Below are 20,727 nucleotides of genomic sequence, written 5' to 3' on the forward strand. Positions count from 1 at the left end.
TTCGCTCCGCTTTTCTTTTATATTTGTATCAATGAAAAGGATCATTGAACTCTTCCGGAACAAGTATTTCCTCTGCGCTTTCGCCTTTGCAGTATGGATGTTGTTTTTCGACAGGAATGATATGTTATCGCAATACGAATACAGCTCTGAAGTAAGCAAGCTGAAGGAAGAAAAGGCTTTCTATGAAAAAGAAACCAATCAGGTAAAGAAAGACCTTCGTGAGCTTACCACCAACCTGAAGATGGCGGAGAAATTTGCACGTGAAAAGTATTTCATGAAGAAAGACAATGAAGATGTCTTTGTAATCGTGAAAGACACTCCTAAAGAATAAAGCCCTACCCGATCAGCTAATAGCCAAACTTTGGCAGTGCAAGCTTGTAGCGCACCACAATGATCCGCAACACGAAGATAAAACCAATCACCGCCACTTTCGCGAAGTCGGGCTTCATATGCAACTCCAGCAGTCCGAAGTACAAAACTCCCCCCAGAATACATGCAGTAGCGTAAATCTCCTGCCGGAAGATCAATGGGATCGCATTTAAGAGCGTATCTCTGATGATACCACCGAAGCAGCCGGTGATGGTACCTAGCGCAACACACATCCCAGGATCCAGTCCGAAATTAATGCCCTTCTGCAAGCCCAACATCGTAAATAAACCTAAACCCAAAGAGTCAAAAATAAACAGGGTCACCTTGAAACGTTTGATGTTCTTTTTGAAGAATATGGTTAGCAGTGAAGTCACCAGGATCAACAGGCAGTAATTTACGTCCCGCATCCACTTCACCGGTGTATCGCCAAGCAGCAGGTCACGTACCGTACCACCGCCGATAGAGGTCACAAAAGCAATGATCAGCACACCGAAGGGATCGAGTCGCTTTTGCATGGCAGCAAACGAACCCGATATGGCGAAAGCAATGGTACCCAGGATTTCTATTGCGACGGAGGTTGTGATGGTCATTTCAGATGTTCAGGCTTCAAGCAACAATATATCCAGAATTTTTTGCTAAAAAAAGAACCCCGCAGCAATTGCGGGGTTCAGTGCGTATTTCCTCAGCTGAATGATCCAGCTTTAATTATAATGATGTATCTACAGCATACCGCCGTCTACAGCGAGCACTTGTCCCGTTACATACGAACTCATGTCTGATGCTAGGAAAACGCATACGTTTGCCACATCTTCCACCTCACCGGCACGTTTCAAAGGAATACCCTCTTCCCAGCCTTTAACAACCTTTGGATCCAATACGTCGGTCATTTCCGTACGGATGAAACCTGGAGCAACCACGTTGCTACGGATGTTCCGGGAGCCAAGCTCTTTAGCTACGGACTTAGAAAAACCAATGATACCAGCTTTTGAAGCGGCGTAGTTCGCCTGACCGGCATTACCCTGCACACCAACGACAGAACTCATGTTGATGAACACACCTTTACGTGCCTTCATCATGATCTTAGAAGCCGCCTTGGTTACGTTGAACACAGACTTAAGGTTTACATTGATCACATCATCGAAGTTCTCTTCGCTCATGCGCATCAGCAAACCATCTTTAGTGATCCCTGCATTGTTAACCACGATATCCAATGCCCCGAAATCAGCAACAATATCATTGATCAATTTTTCTGCTTCATCAAATTTTGAAGCATCAGAACGGTAACCTTTAACCTGGGTACCGAAGCTTTGCAATTCCTGCTCTAAAGCTTCACCTTTTTCAACAGACGATAAATAAGTGAAAGCTACTTTTGCCCCTTGTTCTGCAAATTTCTCTGCGATCTTACGACCAATTCCTTTAGAAGCACCAGTAATCAGTGCGGTTTTTCCTTCTAATAATTTCATTTATGCTTGGTTATTTATTTATCAATTAAACTACTGGCACCGGCTTGTATATTGCAGGTTCCTGCTGACTCAAACAGTGGAAACTGCCCAGTCCCCAGATGATATCCGTAGAGTCGATCCCTACCACTTTACGGTCCGGGAAAACACTCTGGATGATTTCCAGTGCGCGCTGGTCGTTGGCATCCCGGAAAGTAGGTACCACAACCGCTTTATTCGCAATATAGAAGTTCGCGTAAGAAGCCGGCAAGCGGGTATCTTCATGGATCACTGGTGATGGCATCGGCAAAGTAACTACTTTCAACGGTTTCCCGTTTAGCAGTTTCATTTGTTTCAGTGCTTCCAGGTTCTCCTGCAGCAGGTGGTAATTCTCATCCTCCTCGTTTTCCTCCACAACGGTAAGTACCGTATCTTCATTTACAAAGCGGGTGATGTCGTCAATGTGCCCATCCGTGTCGTCACCAACGATACCATCCCCTAACCAGAGGATTTGCTCCGCTCCGTAGTATTCCATCAGGTATTGCTCAATCTGGAACTTGTTCAGGTGCGGATTACGGTTTTCATTCAACAAACATGCCGTAGTGGTCAAGATCGTACCTGCACCATTAAACTCCACAGATCCGCCTTCCATAACGATGTCAGGAGTGTATAGAGGTAACTTATATTGCTGCGCGATGGTTGTTGGAATCACATCATCCAGATCGAAAGGCGGATATTTACCACCCCAGGCATTGTAGCCCCAGTCGATCACCGCCTTTTTGGAGCGATCTGCATTCAACAAGAACGCAGGACCATGGTCGCGGCACCAGGCATCATTTGTGGGATGCATGAAAAACTCCACATTGTTCAGATCGGCACCTACTTTCTGCAATTCTGCAATTGCAAATGCTTTGGTTTCCTCATCATTGATGTTGATACGCACTTTCTCCCCTTCTGCCACCACCTTGATGAATTCGCAGTAAGGACCGTAAATGGTCTCAATTTTTCCAGGCCAGGAAGCCTCTTTATGTGGCCAGCTTAACCAGGTCGCTTCATGTAGCTCCCACTCCGCCGGAAAGGCATAACCTGCCTTTTTCGGCGTATCGTTAAATAGACTCGTCATCTATATACCTTTTAGTGATCTGTGCATAACTGTCAATTCTGCGGTCGCGAAGGAATGGCCAGTGTGTCCTGTAGCTGTCAGATCTGGATAGATCAAGCTCCACCACTTTCAATTCTTCTTCATCGTGCGATGCTTTGTATAATAGGCTTCCGAAAGGATTGGACACAAAAGATCCACCCCAGAACTTAACGCCTGCTTCTTCACCTACACGGTTTACGCTCACCACGGGAACACCGTTTGCAATGGCGTGTGAACGCTGAATGGTTTGCCATGCATTATACTGCTCCGTGTTGGTACCTTCATCCTGTGTAGTCGCCCAGCCAATTGCAGTGGGGTAAAACAGGAAGTCGGCGCCCATAAGCGCAGTAAGTCGTGCAGCTTCAGGATACCATTGATCCCAGCAGATCAGCACCCCAATCTTCGCATATTTTGTTTTGAATACTTTATAACCTAGATCTCCAGGGGTAAAGTAAAACTTCTCGTAAAAACCTGGATCATCCGGGATGTGCATCTTGCGATACTTACCCAGGTATGCACCATCAGCATCGAGCACTGCGGTGGTATTATGGTAAAGACCTTCAGCTCTTTTCTCAAATAAAGAAGCTATAATCACTACATTCAATTCTGCAGCAACCACAGACAAAGCATCTGTTGAGGGACCAGGGATGGCCTCTGCCAACTGAAAATTATCATAATTTTCTTCATCGCAGAAATACAATGAGGTAAACAACTCCTGCAAACATACCACCTGGGCACCTTGCGCAGCAACCTCACGGATCTTTACGATCGCTTTATCTAAATTTTCCTGTTTATTACTGGTACAGCTCATCTGCACCAATCCAACTTGTACTTTAGCCATTCAATAAAATTTTGAAATGCAAAGTTATAGAAAATATTTTTGGGACTGCTCTATACTTAATTCAAGGCGCTAATTATACCGCATTATTACAGAAAGAAGCCGTAACTAACGCATTGTCATGTTGCATGGAGAAAATATTAGCGTATAGAACTTAGATACTCCAGCTGTAAGTCATGAAGGCATTTGACACACAAACAACCGTCATAAAGCTCCGCGATGTACTGAACTTCATTAACCGTAAGTTGGATGTTTGCGCACTGGCACTTGCTATAGGAATTTGCTTTGCACTCCATACGGGCAGTACAACGTTCGCAGGAAATGATCTCGTGTTTAGACATGCTGATTTATCGACACTGTAGCCGGAATTTAAAAACAAAAAAAGGGAGCAGATGAACATCTACTCCCCGGTGAATTAACCACTAAATTATCTTAGCCAGAGCAGCTGATACAGCCCTCTTCCATGGTACAAACTGGACCTTCAATGATCTCCTCAGCGCCTTCTGAAATCAATGCCGGAATAACAGGCTCCAGGTTTTTACCCGATTGATTCTCAATCGTGAATTTAACCGCTTGTGAAGCTGCCTGGGTACGCAGGTAATACATACCTGTTTTCAAGCCTTTTTTCCATGCATAGAAGTGCATTGAAGTTAACTTTGAAGTATTCGGTGCATTGATGAATAAGTTCAGTGACTGCGACTGACAGATGTAAGCACCACGATCAGCAGCCATATCAATAATGCTGCGCATCTTGATCTCCCAAACGGTTTTGTAAAGATCTTTGATGTATTGCGGGATTTCTGCAATGTCCTGAATAGAACCGTTCGCAAGAATGATCCTGTCTTTCATTGCCGTATTCCAAAGCCCTAAAGCAACAAGGTCTTTAAGCAGGTGTTTGTTCACTACGATGAACTCGCCACTCAATACCCTTCTGGTGTAAATGTTAGAAGTATACGGTTCAAAACATTCGTTGTTACCAAGGATTTGTGAAGTTGATGCCGTTGGCATTGGCGCAACCAATAAACTGTTGCGGGCACCATGTTTAATAACCTTTTCACGTAAGCTTTCCCAATCCCAGCGACCGCTTTCCGGGCTAACATTCCAAAGGTCAAACTGGAACTTGCCTTGTGATAATGGCGAGCCTTCAAAGGTTTCATAAGCACCATCTTTCGTTGCCAGATCGTTAGAAGCTGTCATAGCAGCGAAGTAGATCGTTTCAAAGATCTCTTTGTTCAGTATCCTTGCCTCTTCGCTTTCAAAAGGATAACGCATCAGGATAAAGGCATCTGCCAAGCCCTGAACCCCTAAGCCAATTGGTCTGTGACGAAGGTTCGAGTTCCTCGCCTCGTCTACCGGGTAATAATTATTGTCGATGATCTTGTTCAGGTTCAATGTAGCCTGATAAGTAACATCATATAATTTCTGGTGATCAAATTCACCGTTGATTACAAATCTAGGTAATGCAAGCGAAGCAAGGTTACAAACTGCAACTTCATCTTTGGAAGTGTACTCGATGATCTCAGTACAAAGGTTGGAGCTTTTGATCGTTCCAAGGTTTTGCTGGTTAGATTTGCTGTTCGCAGCATCTTTATACAACAAGAATGGGTTACCAGTTTCAATTTGCGCATCAAGGATCGCAAACCATAGTTCCTGTGCCTTGATGGTTTTTCTTGCACGGCCTTCCTGCTCGTAACGTGCATATAACGCTTCGAACTCCGCGCCAAAGCAGTCGGCGAGCCCTGGTGCTTCATGCGGACAGAATAAGCTCCACTCGCCATCTTCTTCCACACGACGCATAAACAAATCACTGATCCATAAAGCGTAGAACAAATCACGGGCTCGCAATTCTTCTTTACCGTGGTTCTTACGAAGGTCAAGGAAAGAGAAGATATCCGCATGCCATGGCTCCAGGTAAATTGCGAAAGCACCTTTACGTTTACCTCCACCTTGATCTACATAGCGTGCCGTATCGTTGAAGACCTTCAACATCGGTACAATACCATTGCTGGTGCCGTTTGTGCCACCAATATAGGAACCCGTAGCGCGAATGTTGTGGATGCTTAAGCCGATACCACCTGCACTCTGCGAAATCTTTGCAGTTTGTTTCAAGGTGTCATAGATACCTTCAATACTGTCGTCCTGCATCGTTAACAGGAAGCATGAAGACATCTGAGGTTTCGGTGTACCCGCATTGAACAAGGTTGGTGTAGCGTGTGTAAACCAACGCTCACTCATCAGGTTGTAAGTTTTAATGGCACTGTCGATATCAGCTTTATGGATACCTACGGCAACACGCATGAACAAGTGTTGCGGACGTTCAACGATCTGTCCGTCAACTTTAAGCAGATATGATTTTTCCAAGGTTTTGAAACCGAAGTAGTCAAACCCAAAGTCTCGGTCATAAATGATTGTGCTATCCAAAATATCGGCATGCTCCTCGATAACCGCCCAAACATCATCCGCAATCAGCGATGCTGGTTTACCATTTTTTGGATCTACATAATTATAAAGCATTTCCATGGTCTTGGAGAACGACTTGGTGGTGTTCTTATGCAGGTTAGACACCGCAATACGGGAAGCAAGTAATGCATAATCCGGGTGTTTGGTGGTCAACGACGCTGCCGTTTCTGCAGCAAGGCTGTCCAGCTCAGAGGTTGTTACACCATCATAAAGCCCTTCAATCACCTTTTTGGCAACATCAATAGGATCAACCAGCTCCGGATTGAAGCCATAACATAGCTTTTCAATTCTGGCGGTGATCTTGTCGAATTTCACCACTTCCTTGCGGCCATCTCTTTTTTGTACAAACATATCTTAAAGATTTTTGAGGCGACACCAAAAGCCCACAAAGGGGCTTAATTGTCGAACCGTGATTATTTTTTAAATTTTAAAAATCGTCATCCAGGGAGAAAGCAGATGCTTTGTCCTCTGTGGAGGTCAACACACCACTTTTCTGGTAGTCACCCACACGTTTTTCAAAGAAGTTGGTTTTACCCTGCAGCGAAATCATCTCCATGAAATCAAATGGGTTGGTTGCATTATAGATCTTGCTGTAACCCAACTCTACCAACCATCTGTCGGCAACAAACTCGATGTATTGAGACATCAGCTTCGCATTCATACCGATCAGTGCTACCGGTAATGCATCGGTAATAAATTCTTTTTCAATTTCCACGGCATCGCGGATGATGCCCTGTACAGCTTCTTCGCTCAATTTAGTCTGTAACATGCGGTATAATAAGCAGGCAAACTCGCAGTGCATACCCTCATCGCGGGAGATCAGCTCATTGCTAAAGGTTAAACCCGGCATCAAACCACGTTTTTTCAACCAGAATATGGAGCAGAAACTACCGCTAAAGAAAATACCCTCTACGGCTGCAAATGCAACAAGGCGCTCAGCGAAGTTACCGCCATCGATCCAGCGTAGTGCCCATTCTGCTTTTTTCTTCACACAAGGTACAGTTTCAATCGCATGGAACAAACGATCCTTTTCTACCGGATCTTTGATATAGGTATCGATCAATAACGCATAAGTTTCAGAGTGGATGTTCTCCATCATAATCTGGAAACCATAGAAACAACGCGCCTCCGGAAGTTGCACCTCGCTCATGAAGTTTACGGCAAGGTTTTCGTTTACAATACCATCACTTGCTGCAAAAAATGCAAGTACGTGGGAGATAAAATGCCTTTCACCATCATTAAGACCATCCCAGTGTTTTTGGTCGTCAGACAGGTCAATCTCTTCTGCAGTCCAGAAGCTGGCCTCCGTCTTTTTGTACATTTCCCACAACTCCGGGTACTTAATAGGCAATAGAACAAAGCGATCCTTATTTTCTTTTAGTAATACTTCTTCTTGTTGCATATGTTTCTATTTTGGATGAGTAATTATTTAATTTTTTGAACACTGCCGTTCGTCTTTACAAAAACGCCCCTGAGCTGAGCCAGGCGACAGCTGAAATTTTTGCATCAAAGTTAATCTGCTAGATTTCAACAACTTGTTCAAGGTTCCTCACATCTACGATGTGCGGAATTTGTGTTAACAAATATAAACAGCACCCCTTAGCTTAGCTCCGAATAGTTCTTAACAAGTGAGCAATTTTATCAACATTGCACACATAAAGTGACACATTTATTACGAGCAGAATTTGCTTAATCGAAGGTGTTGTACCCGGTAAGTTAAACATCACATCCATCCTAAATTAAGCTAAACCCGCTTAGGATGTTGACCAAGCGTCAGCAGGGTATCTTTAGAGGCTTGACCCGGTAACCGGCCGGTCGAGGGCGTATTGACCCCGAATTGAGGGCGGCTTGAGGGCGGTTCAACCTACAGGCAGTTAAATCTCCATCCGCAGCCTGAAACGAACATGGAACCCGCAAGCCATACTGATGCTGAAGCAGGCCATAAAAGCAAATGCCGTTTGTGGAACACAAGCGGCAGCGGGAAATTGATTTAGTTAGACCAGAAGAATTGGTGTCGGATTACTTTTTAACATAGGTAATCTCCACCCGGGCATCGCCTTTTTTCCAGATGCCTAGTTCTTTCGCAGCTTGTGCGGAGACATCAATGATATAGCGCTTGGTGAATGGCCCTCGGTCATTTACTTCCACATCTACAGTTTTACCATTTTTAAGATTTTTCACGGTAACGATGGTACCGAATGGAAGCGTGCGGTGAGCTGCGGTAAGCTTATGTGCACGGTACTTTTTACCGCTGGTGGTTTTTCGTCCTTCAAACCTCGACGAGTAGTAGGTTGCGAGTCCTGTTTTAGTTTTAATATTGGGATTTTTATCTTCTAGCGGACTACTAGCACCCGCCTGAAGAAAGAAGATCATACCTAGTAAAAGCAAACAATATCTCATATTTCTTTCTTTGATGAACTGCCAAATATAAGAAAACGAAGCGCTTATAAAAATTTTAGCCTCCTGACTAGTTTGCCCTCTATCCAGAGGAGCAAACTAACCAGGAGGCTTTAATAAACTTAAATCGCTGTTAATCTTTCCAGTTTGATAAACTTCCCAAACTTTTTATTTAACAGTTGTTCAGGTTAAAAAAATGAAAAATTTAGAGCGCTACTTTCACATCATACAGCTTTTTACTTTCTGATTTTAGCTTTTTCGGCTCTATTTTGATCACCTTTCTATCATAGGTGATGAAGCCATTCACCTCCCCTTCCACGTCAGTAGTTTGGGTATATACGGCAGCAGAAAGTCCCATCGGAATAAGCTCTGTCATGCGATCGATAAATGTTGTATACCGGGTAAACAAGCTGTCTGCAGATTTGAAGTTCTGGTAGCCCCAGTTATCACGTTCCTGCCACAGGTGACCGGTTAATGGTAAACCCAATCCCCCGAACTCCCCTAGTACCAGGATACGCTTCGCACCAAACAATTCCGGATCAGGCATCGCCGGACGTGGATAATTATGCAGATCGACAATATGGCCATCTTGCGTGAAATTACCGCCGCTGGCGCTGTTCACTAACCTCGAAGGATCTTTCTGAATGGTCCAATCGGTGATTTCTTTGGTTTTAAATTGTCCCCAGGCCTCGTTGAAAGGTACCCACACCACAATCGATGGGAAGTTATGAAGACTGGTCATGATCCTGTCCCATTCTTTCCGGTAATAGCCTTCAGATTCCGGGGTTCTTTTCTGGTCTGTTGCCCTGTCGATCACACCCGGGTGATTTTCCCAGCCATTACCAAGATCACCGCTCGGCATGTCCTGCCAAAGCAGGATACCATTTTTATCACAGTAGTTATAATAACGTGCGGGTTCTACTTTGATGTGTTTACGGATCATGTTAAAGCCCATGTCTTTCAAACGGTCAATATCCCACACCATCGCTGCTTCTGTTGGCGGCGTGTATAGACCATCAGGCCACCAACCTTGATCCAGCGGGCCATATTGGAACAGGAACTTGTTATTTAACAGCATGCGTTGGATGCCCGCCGCATCAGGTGCCATAGAGATCTTACGCATGGCGAAATAGCTATCTACCTGATCCAGGGCCTTGGAGCCACGCACCAGGGCAACTTTCAAGTCATACAAATAAGGATCATCGGGCGACCAAAGATGCTGATCTTCCAGCTTCAGCACGGCAGTAGCATCTGCGGCAACCACCTGCTCGGCAACAACTTTACCGCCAGCCAGTGCCTGTACCCTGATCTGATCACCAGGTTTTGCAGCAGCAACCGCAGCACTTACGGTAAGGGTTTTCGCATCGATGTCTGGTGTATGTTTCGTGCTTTCGATGTACGTTTCCGGCACTGCCTCGAGCCATACCGTTTGCCAGATACCTGTTACCGGCGTATACCAGATGCCGTCCGGCTTGTTGATCTGTTTACCTCTAGGTTGAGGCCCGTCATCAGTTGGATCCCAAACACGTACTTTGATCTCCTGATTGCCACTTCTGGTCAGCAGTTTCGTGATGTCGAAACTGAAAGGATCAAAGCCACCTTCATGTTTACCGGCGCTTTTACCGTTTACAAATACTTCGGTTTGCCAATCTACCGCACCAAAGTGCAGCAACACCTTTTTGCCACGCATATTTGTTGGTACGGTAATGTTGTGCTGATACCAGAGTACGCTGTCCTTGCCTACCCGGCGACCTACACCAGATAGTGCAGATTCCACGGCAAAGGGCACCAGAATCTTGCCTTCGTATTTAGTGGTGGCTTTCTGATTTTTTGGAACGATGGTATAGTTCCAAAGGCCATTGAGGTTTTTCCAATTGTTGTTTCGTACCAACTGGGGACGCGGATATTCCGGCAAAGGCGCATTTACATCGACCTGCGCTGCCCATGGCGTTACGATCCTTTCCCGGACAAGACTCCAGGATTTTTCCTGCGCCTGAACTGCAAATTGACTTAAAACGAGCAGTAAAAGTGAGATTCCTTTTTTCATTCAAATTGATTTTAGATGTATTATAGTTGGATTTTTTGGAGCGGTGAAAATATCATATCCTCCACTCCGGAGATTTTTAGTCCGATACGTGCAAACACATAGTTTTGTGTTGGCGTCATGGCAGGCACCGTGACAGACAGGCTTACATTTGCCGGGTCGGTGATCGCTGCCGCGCCGAGTTCGGCATTTGCGATGTTATCTGCTCTGGACACAAACTGTGTTTTATTAATGAACAATGCCACATTTTCAATGAGCTTCGCATCCGCTCCGGTGATGATCTGATCAATGCGACAGCTGGCATTGATGGTGGTGCCAGTAGCCGAGTAGCTTGCATTCCGTAGCAGGAAGTAAGGTGTTGCTTCAAGATCAAGGGTCTGGTTGCCACTCACGGTCACATTCAGCGTATCGCGGCCAGCACTTGAATTTTCCTGCCAGCGGAAGGGTCCCTGCCCGTTAGGAATGATCAACTTATACTGCCCGTCGAACAACAGGGATGAATAGCTGCCATCCTGCGCGAAGGTTGTGGCAATTGCACCCGACTTGCCGAAACCTGGTTGGTACAATTCCAGTGGGACCTGATTAAACTCCAGCCCGATCTCTTCGCCGTTGTACATGATCCGGCCGTTTAAGGTCGATGCCGGCGCTTCATAATTGTCTTTCTTGCAAGACTGAACCCCAAACGCAATGGCCAAAAGGATGATATAATGAATTTTAAACTTCATGACGTCTTAAATGTAAGTGTCTTATTGATTTGGTTGCTTAACAATTTTAGGATTTGCCGAAACAATGTCGTTACCTATGTTGGAGTAGTAGTTACCCAGCTGGAACCTGCTTGCGCCGGTTACCGGACTTGGCTTCACTTCGCGGAACAGCCATTTTCCATTGTTCGGATTCCCAGGATTGTAGTATTTGTATGGCCACAAACCAAAAGGCTGTGTGTTTTTCTTGGTAGCGGAACCAATGTTGCTGGTAAGCTGGCTAACCGTCATCTGGCTGCCATCCCATACCACATGGGCAAGCCGCCAGCGCTTCATGTCGAACAAAGTATGACCTTCGAACACCAGCTCTACCCGACGTTCATGCACGATCCTGTCGAAGGTAATTTCGGTTAGCGGTGTGGTGAGACCCGCACGCTGCCGCACCCGGTTCAGGTAATCGGCCGCTAAGCTGGTCTGACCCAACTCGAAAGCAGCCTCGGCAGCGTTTAAAAGCACCTCTGCGAAGCGGTAGCGGATGAAAGCAACATCACTTCGGCGGCCCCTTCTTCCCGATCCTTCTTGAGGATCCAGATATTTGCGGATGTAGAAGCCAGTCTGGCTTCTGAATTCCTGCCCATTTACCGGACCATCTTTTCCGACCACCTGCACAGGAACGGTTGTTCCAGGAAGTGGCACCAGGCGACTGGCATCATCACTGCTGAGGATGCTTCCATCAGCAAGCAGGTAACCCGCCCAGATGTCTACCCGTTTTCCTTTGAAGAGCCCATTTGGCAGCAGCACTGTTCCCGCAAGACGTGCATCCCGGCCCGCGAAAATATCCAGCTGATTGGTGTAATAAATTGGGTTACCATTGGCATCCCGGGTTGCCAGCGGTGCATAGGTATTATCCAAACGTTCAAAAGCCTCTACAATGTTAAGTGAAGGGTTCAAACGTCCTGCATCAAGGCCTTCATCCGAGATGGAGAAAGGCTGATTGTTTGTCGTAAAGTTGTGCACCCGACCGGTATTCACTTTAAAATCTTCAATAAAGATCGGTTCGGTATTCACACTGCTTTTATCCAGGAAAAGTTGCGCATAATTATCAGACAAGTCAGGTAAGACACGATATAACTGGTAGCCACCAGCGCTTCCACTAATGATCTCTTCAGCGGCCCGTAATGCCTTGGTATAATAATCATTAGCAAGGTTCGCAGGAATGCCAACCTCTCCGCCCGGCAAAGCGACCTGCGGTGTTGTGGCGCCGTATTTAGCTATCGACGCTGCGTATAACGCTGCGCGGCATTCCATGGCTAAAGCAGCACCTTTGCTGGCCCTTGATTTCACGTTCACATCTGCTGGGAGCAGGGATTTGATCTCCTCAGCTTCGCTGATTACAAAATCATAGATCTCCGATTCTTTTGATCTTGGTGTCTGCAGGTTGGTTACATTACCGCTATAGTCATACACCAAAGAGGTGGTGATCAGCGGCACTCCACCCATGCGTTTCACCAGTTCAAAATAGTAGTTTGCCCTTAAGAAGCGGCCCTCTGCAATAAAGCGCACTTTGTCGGCTTCTGAAAGTTTGGTCGCTGCCGTAGCCCGCTCAATGAAAAGGTTCAGGTCACGGATATAACCGTAATCCCAGCTCGACCATTCTCCATAGCCCCAGCTTGTCCTTTGAACAATGTCGTAAGCGCCATTTTCCGAAGGAAAAGCCTCACTGAAATCAACAAAGCTGTCCCAGCCATCATCCAGGCTTGAAAAATCCTGTTGCCGGTTGTACAAGTCGCCCAAGACCGACAGCACGAGTGCAGGGTCGGAGAAAGCGGTTTCTTCAGGAATAATCTGCTTTGGCGGCACATCAAGAAATTCGCTGTCTTTTTTACAGCCCGCGACCGACAGTACTGCGAGCATTATCATCAAATATATCTTCTTCATGGTAATTCGATTTGTGGGGCTTAAAAGGTTAGGTTTAAACCAACATTAACAACTTTATTCTGTGGAAATTGAAGACCGTTGTCGTCTGTTGTTTCCGGATCAACGTTGTAAGAGCTTAGGTTATCGATTGAAAACAGGTTGTACCCATTCAGATATACCCGGGCACGTTTAACCTTGATCTTCTCGAGAATCGATTGTGGCAGCGAATAGCCAAGCTCTATCGTCCTTGCACGCAGGTACCGCACATTGTGCAACCAGAATGTGGAATTTGAGCCGTAGTTACTGTGGCTGTTTCCCGGATTCATCCGGTTTGCAGGATACTTACCCTGGATCCATTCGCTATTGAGATTGAAAGGATCAGCGCGATGCCAACGGTCTTCAAAAATCGAGTTCAGGTTACCATTGTTCTGGAATGCCCAACGTGTTTCCCAGTTCTGGAACCAGGTATACCCTGCACCACCAGAAAAATCAGCATGGAAGTCGAAAGACTTGTAAGACGCGCCAATGCTGAAGCCGAAATTCACGTTCGGTTGCCTGCCGTAGCCAAAGCCTACAGGTCGCTCGTCGTACTGGTCGATCTTGCCATCACCATTCTGATCCTTATAGATCAAGTCACCCGGCAATAGCGTACGGTTACCCCTACCATCCACATTCACGGGATAGTTATTGATCTGTTCCTGCGAAGAGAACTGCCCGGCGATCTCGTAACCCCAGTCAATATTCGCAAATCTGTTTTCCGAGGAGTTGCGGTACTGATCCCAGGAGTTAAAGAAAATCGGATTGTAAGAGTTCAGATTCTTCAAGCGGGTATAGGAAATGTTTCCACCAATATTGTAGGTTAAGTCTCCGATCTTGTTGGTATAGTTCAGTGATAACTCCTCTCCATACTGTGCATCAGAATTCACGTTTTCCTGCGGCAAGCTATATCCAATTTCTATTGGCACGATCAAGTCATTCTTATTGCCCAGCAAGCCGGTTCTTTTACGGTAAAAATAATCAATGGTACCCGTTAACGTATTATTAAACAATGCAAAGTCGGCCCCGACGTTGAAGGACTTACTTTTAAGCCAGGAAACTCTGGTTACCGGAATGCCCTTGTCTCTGGAAACAATCACCGCATTTCCATCGATGATGGCTGTACCTTGGTTGTAATTATAGCCTGGCAGATAAGCGTAAGCAGCAACAATAGGTTGGTTGGGATCATTCGGGTTTCGGTCATCCCCCAGGATACCGTAAGATCCTCTGAATTTCAGGTCACTTAAGATCTTGCTATCGCCAAGCAGCTTTTTCATGAAGTTCTCTTCCGTGATCCGCCATCCTGCAGACACACCCGGAAAGTAGCCCACCCGGTTTTCCGGCGCAAACAGGTAGGAGGCATCCCGCCTGGCGGAAGCTTCGAAGAAGTACCTGTTGGCAAAGTTATAGGTGATCCGTCCGATGTAGCCGATCCTGGTTTCTGCATCATCCCGGTCATTGTAGGTATCTGCTGTAGGGAAATAGATCAGCGGCAAATTGTTTGAGATTGGCGAGGAGTGGATGTAGTTGCCCAAATGTTTAAGCTCGATCCTTTCATTCACCAGGGTTGCACCTACGGTGTGTTGACCAAAGGTGTTTTGATAGTTGATCTGCGCCTGGAATGTTGTTGCAAACTCTTTACGTTGCTCACGCTCGCGGTATGGGTTATTACTACCGCCGGTGATGTCGTAGGTGTCTGTTTCCGGGCGATAGGTGTAAGTGTTATAGGTATATTCATGGTTATTGAGCAGGTAATCTGCAAAATAATAGGAATACACTGCCCGGGCAGTAAGCCCTTTCACCCCGGGAATCTGGTATTCCGCGTTGAAATTGGTCTGTAATACACGCCAGTCGTTCCGGTAGGTTCCGGAGAGCCTCTTGTTCAGGAAAGCGTAATTCGATTCCGTGTGGCCAATATCGTTCAGGTACAGCGGGTTGTCGTTTGCATACGGACGTTCAAGTGGGGAGTTGCGCAGTACGGCAAATCTGGCCAGGAAGTAATCATCGACACCAGGTACACCAGGGTTTTCCCTAGTTTCGATCCGACCGTTAATATTTACGCCAACTTTTAGGCCGTTGGCCACCGTGGCACTAACGTTCGATTGAATGTTAGTACGTTGAAATTCATATTCCTCTCCTAAAACGGAGTTCTGATAAAGATTTGTTGCAGACACATAATAGTTCAACTTATCCGTGCCGCCGGTGAAGTTCACGTTCAGGGAGTTCTGAGGCGCATTGTTATTACTCTTCAGCACATATTCCCGCCAGTCGAAACTGCGGTAAGCCGGGTCGGTGCCAGCCTGATATTTCGCCAATTCCTCTTGAGTGATACTGGTGTTGCCATTCGAATTCATCTCCGCTTCCGCTTTGTAACGCATGTAATCATATGAGGTACGTACAACATCAGGAAAGCGCGACCAGTTCTGGAAACCCGCATAGGCATCCACATTGATGCGACTATCGCCTTTTGCGCCTTTTTTGGTGGTAACCACGATCACCCCATTTGCAGCACGTACACCGTAGATTGCCGCTGATGCGTCTTTTAATACGGAGATCGATTCGATATCATTTGGTGCGAGGTTGTTGAACTGCCCTTCATCCTGTTGGATCCCATCAATGACATACAATGGGCGGCCCATGTTACGCACCTGGATGCTCGCACTGGCACCCGGCCGGCCTTCAGACATCCGGAAAGTGACACCTGGGATCTTACCTGCAAGGGAGGTACTTACGGTAGCACCACCGTGTACCCGTTCGATATCCTTACTGGTTACCGAGGAGATTGCCCCGGTGATGGACTCCCGCTTCTGGGTACCGAAGCCGGTTACCACCACTTCTTCAAGCTTCTGATTGTCTTCGGCAAGGGTTACGGTTAAACTGGAGCGACCATTAAGTGGAACCTCCTGGGTGATGAAACCGACATAGCCGAACTGCAAGGTTGCATTTCTATTGGCTACGGCGACCTGGAACTTGCCATCTCCATCCGTTGTTGCACCAACTGTGGTACCCTTTACTTTCACGGTTACGCCAGCAAGGGGGACACCTTTGTCGTCGGCCACGGTACCAGTGATGGTGCTGTTTTGTGCCAGCGTCGGTAAGGAGAAAAGAAGGATTGAGAAACAGCACAAAAGTGTCGTAAGAGTACGCCACTCTAAGCTTATGCTCCTGCCATAAGCGTGTAAACGTCTTTTCATAAGGTTAGCTATTTGGTTTAAACATGCTGCATGCAGCATGCGGTTACTCAAATATGGCGCTTTTGAAAAGCTCGTCGTTTACAGAATTGTCTCATTAATTCCTCAAATCGTCTCAAAATTTCTGCACTATTCCCTATTTTGAGTAAACAACCACATCATATCTTTGATATATTTGAGAAAGCCTAACCAATTGAACCGCATTCTCTTAATCATTGCATTTGCCTGTACATACCTGCATGGATATGGCCAGCCGTACTATTTCAAACACTACCAGGTGGAGAACGGCTTGTCGAACAATACGGTGTATACCTCCATTCAGGACGACAAAGGTTTTATGTGGTTTGGAACCAAGGATGGTCTGAACCGTTTCGATGGTTATACTTTCAAAACTTACCGCAACGACCCAAATGACCCGAAAAGTCTTGGCAATAACCTGATCTATTCTTTATATAGCAGCCAGGGCCAGCTGTTTGTGGGTACAGGCAATGGTATTTATAGATTTCATGCCGCTGATGAAAGCTTTGTGATGCTGAACCATACCAAGGGCATCCGGGCGTTCAACATACAACAGGATCACCGGGGCAACCTGTGGATCATAGCTGCAAATGGCTTGAGCAGATTGTCTAAAGACAACAAAACGATCCGGAGATTTAAGGATAACAAGGTTGATTATACCTTTATTTACCCAGCCGATGACGGCAGCATCTGGCTCGGTGCCAGTGATGGCATCCTCAGGCGCTATGACCAAGGCGCAGACAAGATCAGTATGGTTCAAAACCTGAGTACCGCCGGGATCCGCGAAGCCGCTGCCATCTCGACCATACGGAAGACCGACGATGGGAAACTGCTGGTCGGCACCACCACTCAGGGTTTAAAGCTATTTGACCCGAATAATAGCAAGGTGACCGATGTCATTAGCTTCAACCCGGACAAGACTAATATTTATGTCAGGGATATCCTCCGGAATACGAATCAGGAATACTGGATTGCGACCGAATCCGGCGTATACATTTACCATCACGATACGGGCAGGATCACCCACCTGGAAAAACAGAACAACAACAGATATGCTTTGGCGGACAATGCCGTTTATACCCTTTGTAGGGATAATCAGGGTGGGATCTGGCTGGGCAGCTATTTCGGAGGCATCTCCTACTACTCCGCACAATATTCCATTTTCAGCAAACACTTTCCGCAGCAGCAGGAAAATTCGATCAGCGGAAATGCGGTGCGCGAAATACAAAAAGATCAATATGGCAGGCTATGGATCGGAACCGAAGATGCAGGATTGAACAAGTACGAGATCAACACCGGACGATTCAGCAACTACCGCCCAGATGGGAAAAAAAAGAGCATTGTGCATTCGAATATTCACGGGTTGATGGCTGATGGCGATAAGCTTTGGATTGGAACCTTTCATCACGGCATAGATGTGATGGACCTGAGCACCGGAAAGGTCATCAAACACTATAATGCGGGAAAAAATGGCTTGACCAGCGACTTTGTGATGGCTTTTCAGCGCAGCAGAAAGGGTGAAATGCTGGTGGCCTCTACAAATGGATTGTTCCGCTACCGGGCCCTGGATGATTATTTTGAACGGTATGAAGCGGTGCCACCTGTTTCATACAGCTCCGTTTTGGAAGCGAGTGATGGCACGATATGGGTCGGCAGCTTCGATGAGGGCTTATTTAAGATGAGCGGGGCCGGGCGGCTTCTAAAACACTACCGTCAAGAGCAGGACCCTGCGAATGGACTGAGCAATAATACCGTCACTTCCATTTTCGAAGACACAGATAAAAATATATGGATCACCACTGAAGGGGGTGGCTTGCTTAAGTATAAAAAAGATGACGATACTTTCCTGAGATATACCGTCAAGAATGGTTTCCCGACAAATTTTCTCTTCCGGATTGAGGAGGATCAGGACCACACTTTCTGGATCAGCAGCAGCAGAGGTTTGATCAATTTCAACCCGAAAACACGATATGTAAAAACCTATACCAAATCTGATGGATTGCTGACCAACCAGTTCAACTACAGCTCTTCTTTTAAGGACGCAGACGGCCGGATCTATTTTGGCAGCTTAAAAGGCCTGATCAGCTTTGATCCTCAGGCTTTGAAAAACAAGGTGTTCGACCCTCCGATCTTCATCACGAATTTTCATGTGCAGCATACCGGAACAAATGACAGCCAGGAAAGCTATCCTTTTGACCACTCCATCATCTCATCCAAGGAGATTACCTTGAGATACGATCAATCCTCGTTTAACATCGATGTGGCTGCCCTCAGCTTCTTTGCACCGGAAATGACTGAATATGCCTACCGGATGACAGGGTTATATGATGATTGGGAGCATTTAAGAAGTAACAGGAAGATCTACTTTACCAAGCTAGAGCCAGGCACTTATAATTTTCAGGTCAGGGCACTTGTACATGGCAGTACGAAATGGAGTAAAAACGAAGCGAATTTAAGAATTATCATCCTTCCGCCATTATGGAGAAGCGGCTGGGCGTACCTGCTCTATGCAGTGATCGGGGCATTGACGGTATTGCTGCTGATCCGCTACTTTGACCGCAGGTTAAAAAGAAAGAACCATATCCGACGAAAGATCTTTGAGAATGAAAAAGAAAAGGAGATTTACCAGGCCAAGATCGAGTTCTTCACCATGGTTTCCCATGAGATCCGTACACCGCTGACGCTAATAAAAGGACCTATGGAAAAACTGCTGAAGCAAGCGCGCGAAGTTCCATCGATGGAAAAAAACCTGAACATTTTGAACCGAAATACCGAACGGCTGCTTAATCTCACGAACCAGTTACTGGACTTCAGAAAAACCGAGATCAGCGGTTATTCACTAAACTATGTTCGGGCAAATATCCCGGAGATCATCCGGGAGGTTGCGCAGAACTTTGAAGCACTCGCTGAACATAAGCACATCACGGTGAGATTGCGTCTTCCTGCGGAACCTTTGTACGCCTATGTTGACATAGAGGCCTTTTATAAGATCATCTTTAGCCTGCTGGATAATGCTTTTAAATATGGGAAGACCATCGTTGCTGTTGGCCTGGAAGGTCAGCCCAGGGCCGACCATTCCTTCAGGATCGCGGTAAAGAGCGATGGAGATATCATACCTGCAGCGGCAGCGGAAAAGATATTTGAACCTTTCTACCGGGTGAAGGAAAGCAAATCGCTACCGGGTACGGGCATCGGATTATCCATTTCAAGAGCACTTACCGAACTACATCAGGGCACACTGGTGTTGGATCAGCATAACACAGGTTATAACACTTTCATACTAAAACTCCCAATACATCACGCTATCGAGTTTAATCTTCAGGAAAAATGGAAAAAACACTTACCCTCAACACCGATCAGCAGCAACCAGACATCAGACCAGCCATTTTAATCGTCGATGATAACCCTGACATCCTGGACTTCATCTCTGACGACCTCTCGGCGTATTATGCTCCCCTAACTGCGACAACAGGTCTGGAAGCCCTGGACATACTTGAACGGGAGGTGATCGCCCTTGTGATCACAGACATCATGATGCCGGGGATGGACGGCTTTGAACTTTGTGAGAAGATCAAATCGAACATCAATCATTGCCATGTGCCGGTTGTGCTGCTCACCTCTAAAACGAATGTTCAATCCAAAATTGAGGGGCTGGAGCTTGGTGCAGATGCCTATGTGGAAAAACCATTCTCCCCGGACTTCCTGCTGGCGCAAATCTCTTCCTTATTGAAAAACCGGAATACCTTAAAAACGTATTTTTCCAGCTCACCTTTGGTTCACATCAACAGCATTGCACATTCCCGGGCGGATGAAATTTTCTTGCAGCGACTGCAGGCGACCATCCTGAAGCACATTGCCAATCCGGCACTGGATGTAGATTTGATCGCGGATGAAATGAACATCAGCAGACCTACCCTATACCGGAAGATCAAGTTGATTTCAGACCTGTCTCCGAATGAACTCATCAATGTTACGCGACTAAAAAAAGCGGCAGAACTGTTAAACGAAGGCAGTTTGAAAGTTTATGAAATTTCAGAACAGGTAGGTTATAGCTCACAAACACACTTCGGCAGGAACTTCGCTAAACAGTTTGGTATGTCACCCACGGAGTATATTCAACAGCAAAAAAGAATGTGATGACAATTGAATTGCTGCAAATTCTTAACATTGCTTTCA

The 20,727-nt window shown here is 46.2% G+C and carries 15 protein-coding genes; 3 read left to right on the forward strand and 12 right to left on the reverse strand.

Features of this window, described 5'->3' with window-relative positions:
* The first annotated feature begins 31 nt into the window (after nt 1–31).
* Nucleotides 32–331: an FtsB family cell division protein gene (locus ACTHQF_RS00765; protein WP_440427853.1), complete on the forward strand. Its 300-nt coding sequence runs from the start codon at nt 32–34 to the stop codon at nt 329–331.
* Nucleotides 332–347: 16 nt separating this feature from the next.
* Here the strand turns inward: ACTHQF_RS00765 and ACTHQF_RS00770 are convergent, their stop codons facing one another.
* The 12 genes from ACTHQF_RS00770 to ACTHQF_RS00825 all read right to left on the reverse strand — a co-directional run bounded on the left by ACTHQF_RS00770 (nt 348) and on the right by ACTHQF_RS00825 (nt 16,536).
* Nucleotides 348–959, reverse strand: coding sequence for a trimeric intracellular cation channel family protein (locus tag ACTHQF_RS00770; protein ID WP_440427855.1), 612 nt, complete (start codon nt 957–959; stop codon nt 348–350).
* 129 nt (nt 960–1,088) lie between these two features.
* Nucleotides 1,089–1,832, reverse strand: coding sequence for a 3-oxoacyl-[acyl-carrier-protein] reductase (gene fabG / locus ACTHQF_RS00775; RefSeq protein ID WP_440427857.1), 744 nt, complete (start codon nt 1,830–1,832; stop codon nt 1,089–1,091).
* A gap of 25 nt (nt 1,833–1,857) precedes the next feature.
* Nucleotides 1,858–2,931: an agmatine deiminase family protein gene (locus ACTHQF_RS00780; protein ID WP_440427859.1), complete on the reverse strand. Its 1,074-nt coding sequence runs from the start codon at nt 2,929–2,931 to the stop codon at nt 1,858–1,860.
* On the reverse strand, nt 2,915–3,790 hold the full coding sequence (locus tag ACTHQF_RS00785; protein ID WP_440427861.1) for a carbon-nitrogen hydrolase: 876 nt from the start codon (nt 3,788–3,790) through the stop codon (nt 2,915–2,917). Before ACTHQF_RS00785 ends, ACTHQF_RS00780 begins: the two co-directional genes overlap by 17 nt.
* A gap of 137 nt (nt 3,791–3,927) precedes the next feature.
* Nucleotides 3,928–4,128: a cysteine-rich CWC family protein gene (locus tag ACTHQF_RS00790; RefSeq protein ID WP_440427863.1), complete on the reverse strand. Its 201-nt coding sequence runs from the start codon at nt 4,126–4,128 to the stop codon at nt 3,928–3,930.
* Between the two features lie 91 nt (nt 4,129–4,219).
* Entirely contained in the window at nt 4,220–6,598 is a 2,379-nt protein-coding gene (locus tag ACTHQF_RS00795) for a ribonucleoside-diphosphate reductase subunit alpha (RefSeq protein ID WP_440427864.1), read from the reverse strand.
* A 76-nt stretch (nt 6,599–6,674) separates the two neighbouring features.
* Nucleotides 6,675–7,649 (reverse strand): ribonucleoside-diphosphate reductase small subunit, encoded by a 975-nt coding sequence (locus tag ACTHQF_RS00800; protein ID WP_440427866.1) that lies wholly within the window; start codon nt 7,647–7,649, stop codon nt 6,675–6,677.
* A 617-nt stretch (nt 7,650–8,266) separates the two neighbouring features.
* Nucleotides 8,267–8,620 carry a septal ring lytic transglycosylase RlpA family protein gene (locus tag ACTHQF_RS00805; RefSeq protein WP_440427867.1) on the reverse strand — a complete coding sequence of 118 codons (354 nt, stop codon included), beginning with the start codon at nt 8,618–8,620 and terminating at the stop codon, nt 8,267–8,269.
* Between the two features lie 229 nt (nt 8,621–8,849).
* Nucleotides 8,850–10,691, reverse strand: coding sequence for a glycoside hydrolase family 2 protein (locus ACTHQF_RS00810; protein WP_440427869.1), 1,842 nt, complete (start codon nt 10,689–10,691; stop codon nt 8,850–8,852).
* A gap of 20 nt (nt 10,692–10,711) precedes the next feature.
* Nucleotides 10,712–11,413: a DUF3823 domain-containing protein gene (locus ACTHQF_RS00815; protein WP_440427871.1), complete on the reverse strand. Its 702-nt coding sequence runs from the start codon at nt 11,411–11,413 to the stop codon at nt 10,712–10,714.
* A 21-nt stretch (nt 11,414–11,434) separates the two neighbouring features.
* The gene (locus tag ACTHQF_RS00820) at nt 11,435–13,327 is read right to left on the reverse strand and encodes a RagB/SusD family nutrient uptake outer membrane protein (RefSeq protein WP_440427873.1); all 1,893 of its coding nucleotides are present in this window, start codon (nt 13,325–13,327) and stop codon (nt 11,435–11,437) included.
* 20 nt (nt 13,328–13,347) lie between these two features.
* Complete coding sequence (locus ACTHQF_RS00825) at nt 13,348–16,536, reverse strand: SusC/RagA family TonB-linked outer membrane protein (protein ID WP_440427875.1); 3,189 nt, start codon at nt 16,534–16,536, stop codon at nt 13,348–13,350.
* 172 nt (nt 16,537–16,708) lie between these two features.
* On the opposite strand from ACTHQF_RS00825, the gene ACTHQF_RS00830 reads away from it, so the two are divergent.
* A complete protein-coding gene (locus ACTHQF_RS00830) occupies nt 16,709–19,942 on the forward strand; it encodes a ligand-binding sensor domain-containing protein (protein WP_440427877.1) in 3,234 nt (1,077 codons plus the stop codon).
* The gene (locus ACTHQF_RS00835; protein ID WP_440427879.1) at nt 19,879–20,688 is read left to right on the forward strand and encodes a response regulator transcription factor; all 810 of its coding nucleotides are present in this window, start codon (nt 19,879–19,881) and stop codon (nt 20,686–20,688) included. Before ACTHQF_RS00830 ends, ACTHQF_RS00835 begins: the two co-directional genes overlap by 64 nt.
* The last annotated feature ends 39 nt before the right edge of the window (nt 20,689–20,727 follow it).

The sequence above is a fragment of the Pedobacter sp. SAFR-022 genome, assembly GCF_051965375.1.
GTDB lineage: Bacteria > Bacteroidota > Bacteroidia > Sphingobacteriales > Sphingobacteriaceae > Pedobacter.

Coding starts and splice junctions, on each gene's coding strand:
- ACTHQF_RS00765 (WP_440427853.1), top strand. CDS start 32: ATGAAAAGGATCATTGAACTCTTCCGGAACAAGTATTTCCTCTGCGCT.
- ACTHQF_RS00770 (WP_440427855.1), bottom strand. CDS start 959: ATGACCATCACAACCTCCGTCGCAATAGAAATCCTGGGTACCATTGCT.
- fabG (WP_440427857.1), bottom strand. CDS start 1,832: ATGAAATTATTAGAAGGAAAAACCGCACTGATTACTGGTGCTTCTAAA.
- ACTHQF_RS00780 (WP_440427859.1), bottom strand. CDS start 2,931: ATGACGAGTCTATTTAACGATACGCCGAAAAAGGCAGGTTATGCCTTT.
- ACTHQF_RS00785 (WP_440427861.1), bottom strand. CDS start 3,790: ATGGCTAAAGTACAAGTTGGATTGGTGCAGATGAGCTGTACCAGTAAT.
- ACTHQF_RS00790 (WP_440427863.1), bottom strand. CDS start 4,128: ATGTCTAAACACGAGATCATTTCCTGCGAACGTTGTACTGCCCGTATG.
- ACTHQF_RS00795 (WP_440427864.1), bottom strand. CDS start 6,598: ATGTTTGTACAAAAAAGAGATGGCCGCAAGGAAGTGGTGAAATTCGAC.
- ACTHQF_RS00800 (WP_440427866.1), bottom strand. CDS start 7,649: ATGCAACAAGAAGAAGTATTACTAAAAGAAAATAAGGATCGCTTTGTT.
- ACTHQF_RS00805 (WP_440427867.1), bottom strand. CDS start 8,620: ATGATCTTCTTTCTTCAGGCGGGTGCTAGTAGTCCGCTAGAAGATAAA.
- ACTHQF_RS00810 (WP_440427869.1), bottom strand. CDS start 10,691: ATGAAAAAAGGAATCTCACTTTTACTGCTCGTTTTAAGTCAATTTGCA.
- ACTHQF_RS00815 (WP_440427871.1), bottom strand. CDS start 11,413: ATGAAGTTTAAAATTCATTATATCATCCTTTTGGCCATTGCGTTTGGG.
- ACTHQF_RS00820 (WP_440427873.1), bottom strand. CDS start 13,327: ATGAAGAAGATATATTTGATGATAATGCTCGCAGTACTGTCGGTCGCG.
- ACTHQF_RS00825 (WP_440427875.1), bottom strand. CDS start 16,536: ATGAAAAGACGTTTACACGCTTATGGCAGGAGCATAAGCTTAGAGTGG.
- ACTHQF_RS00835 (WP_440427879.1), top strand. CDS start 19,879: ATGGAAAAAACACTTACCCTCAACACCGATCAGCAGCAACCAGACATC.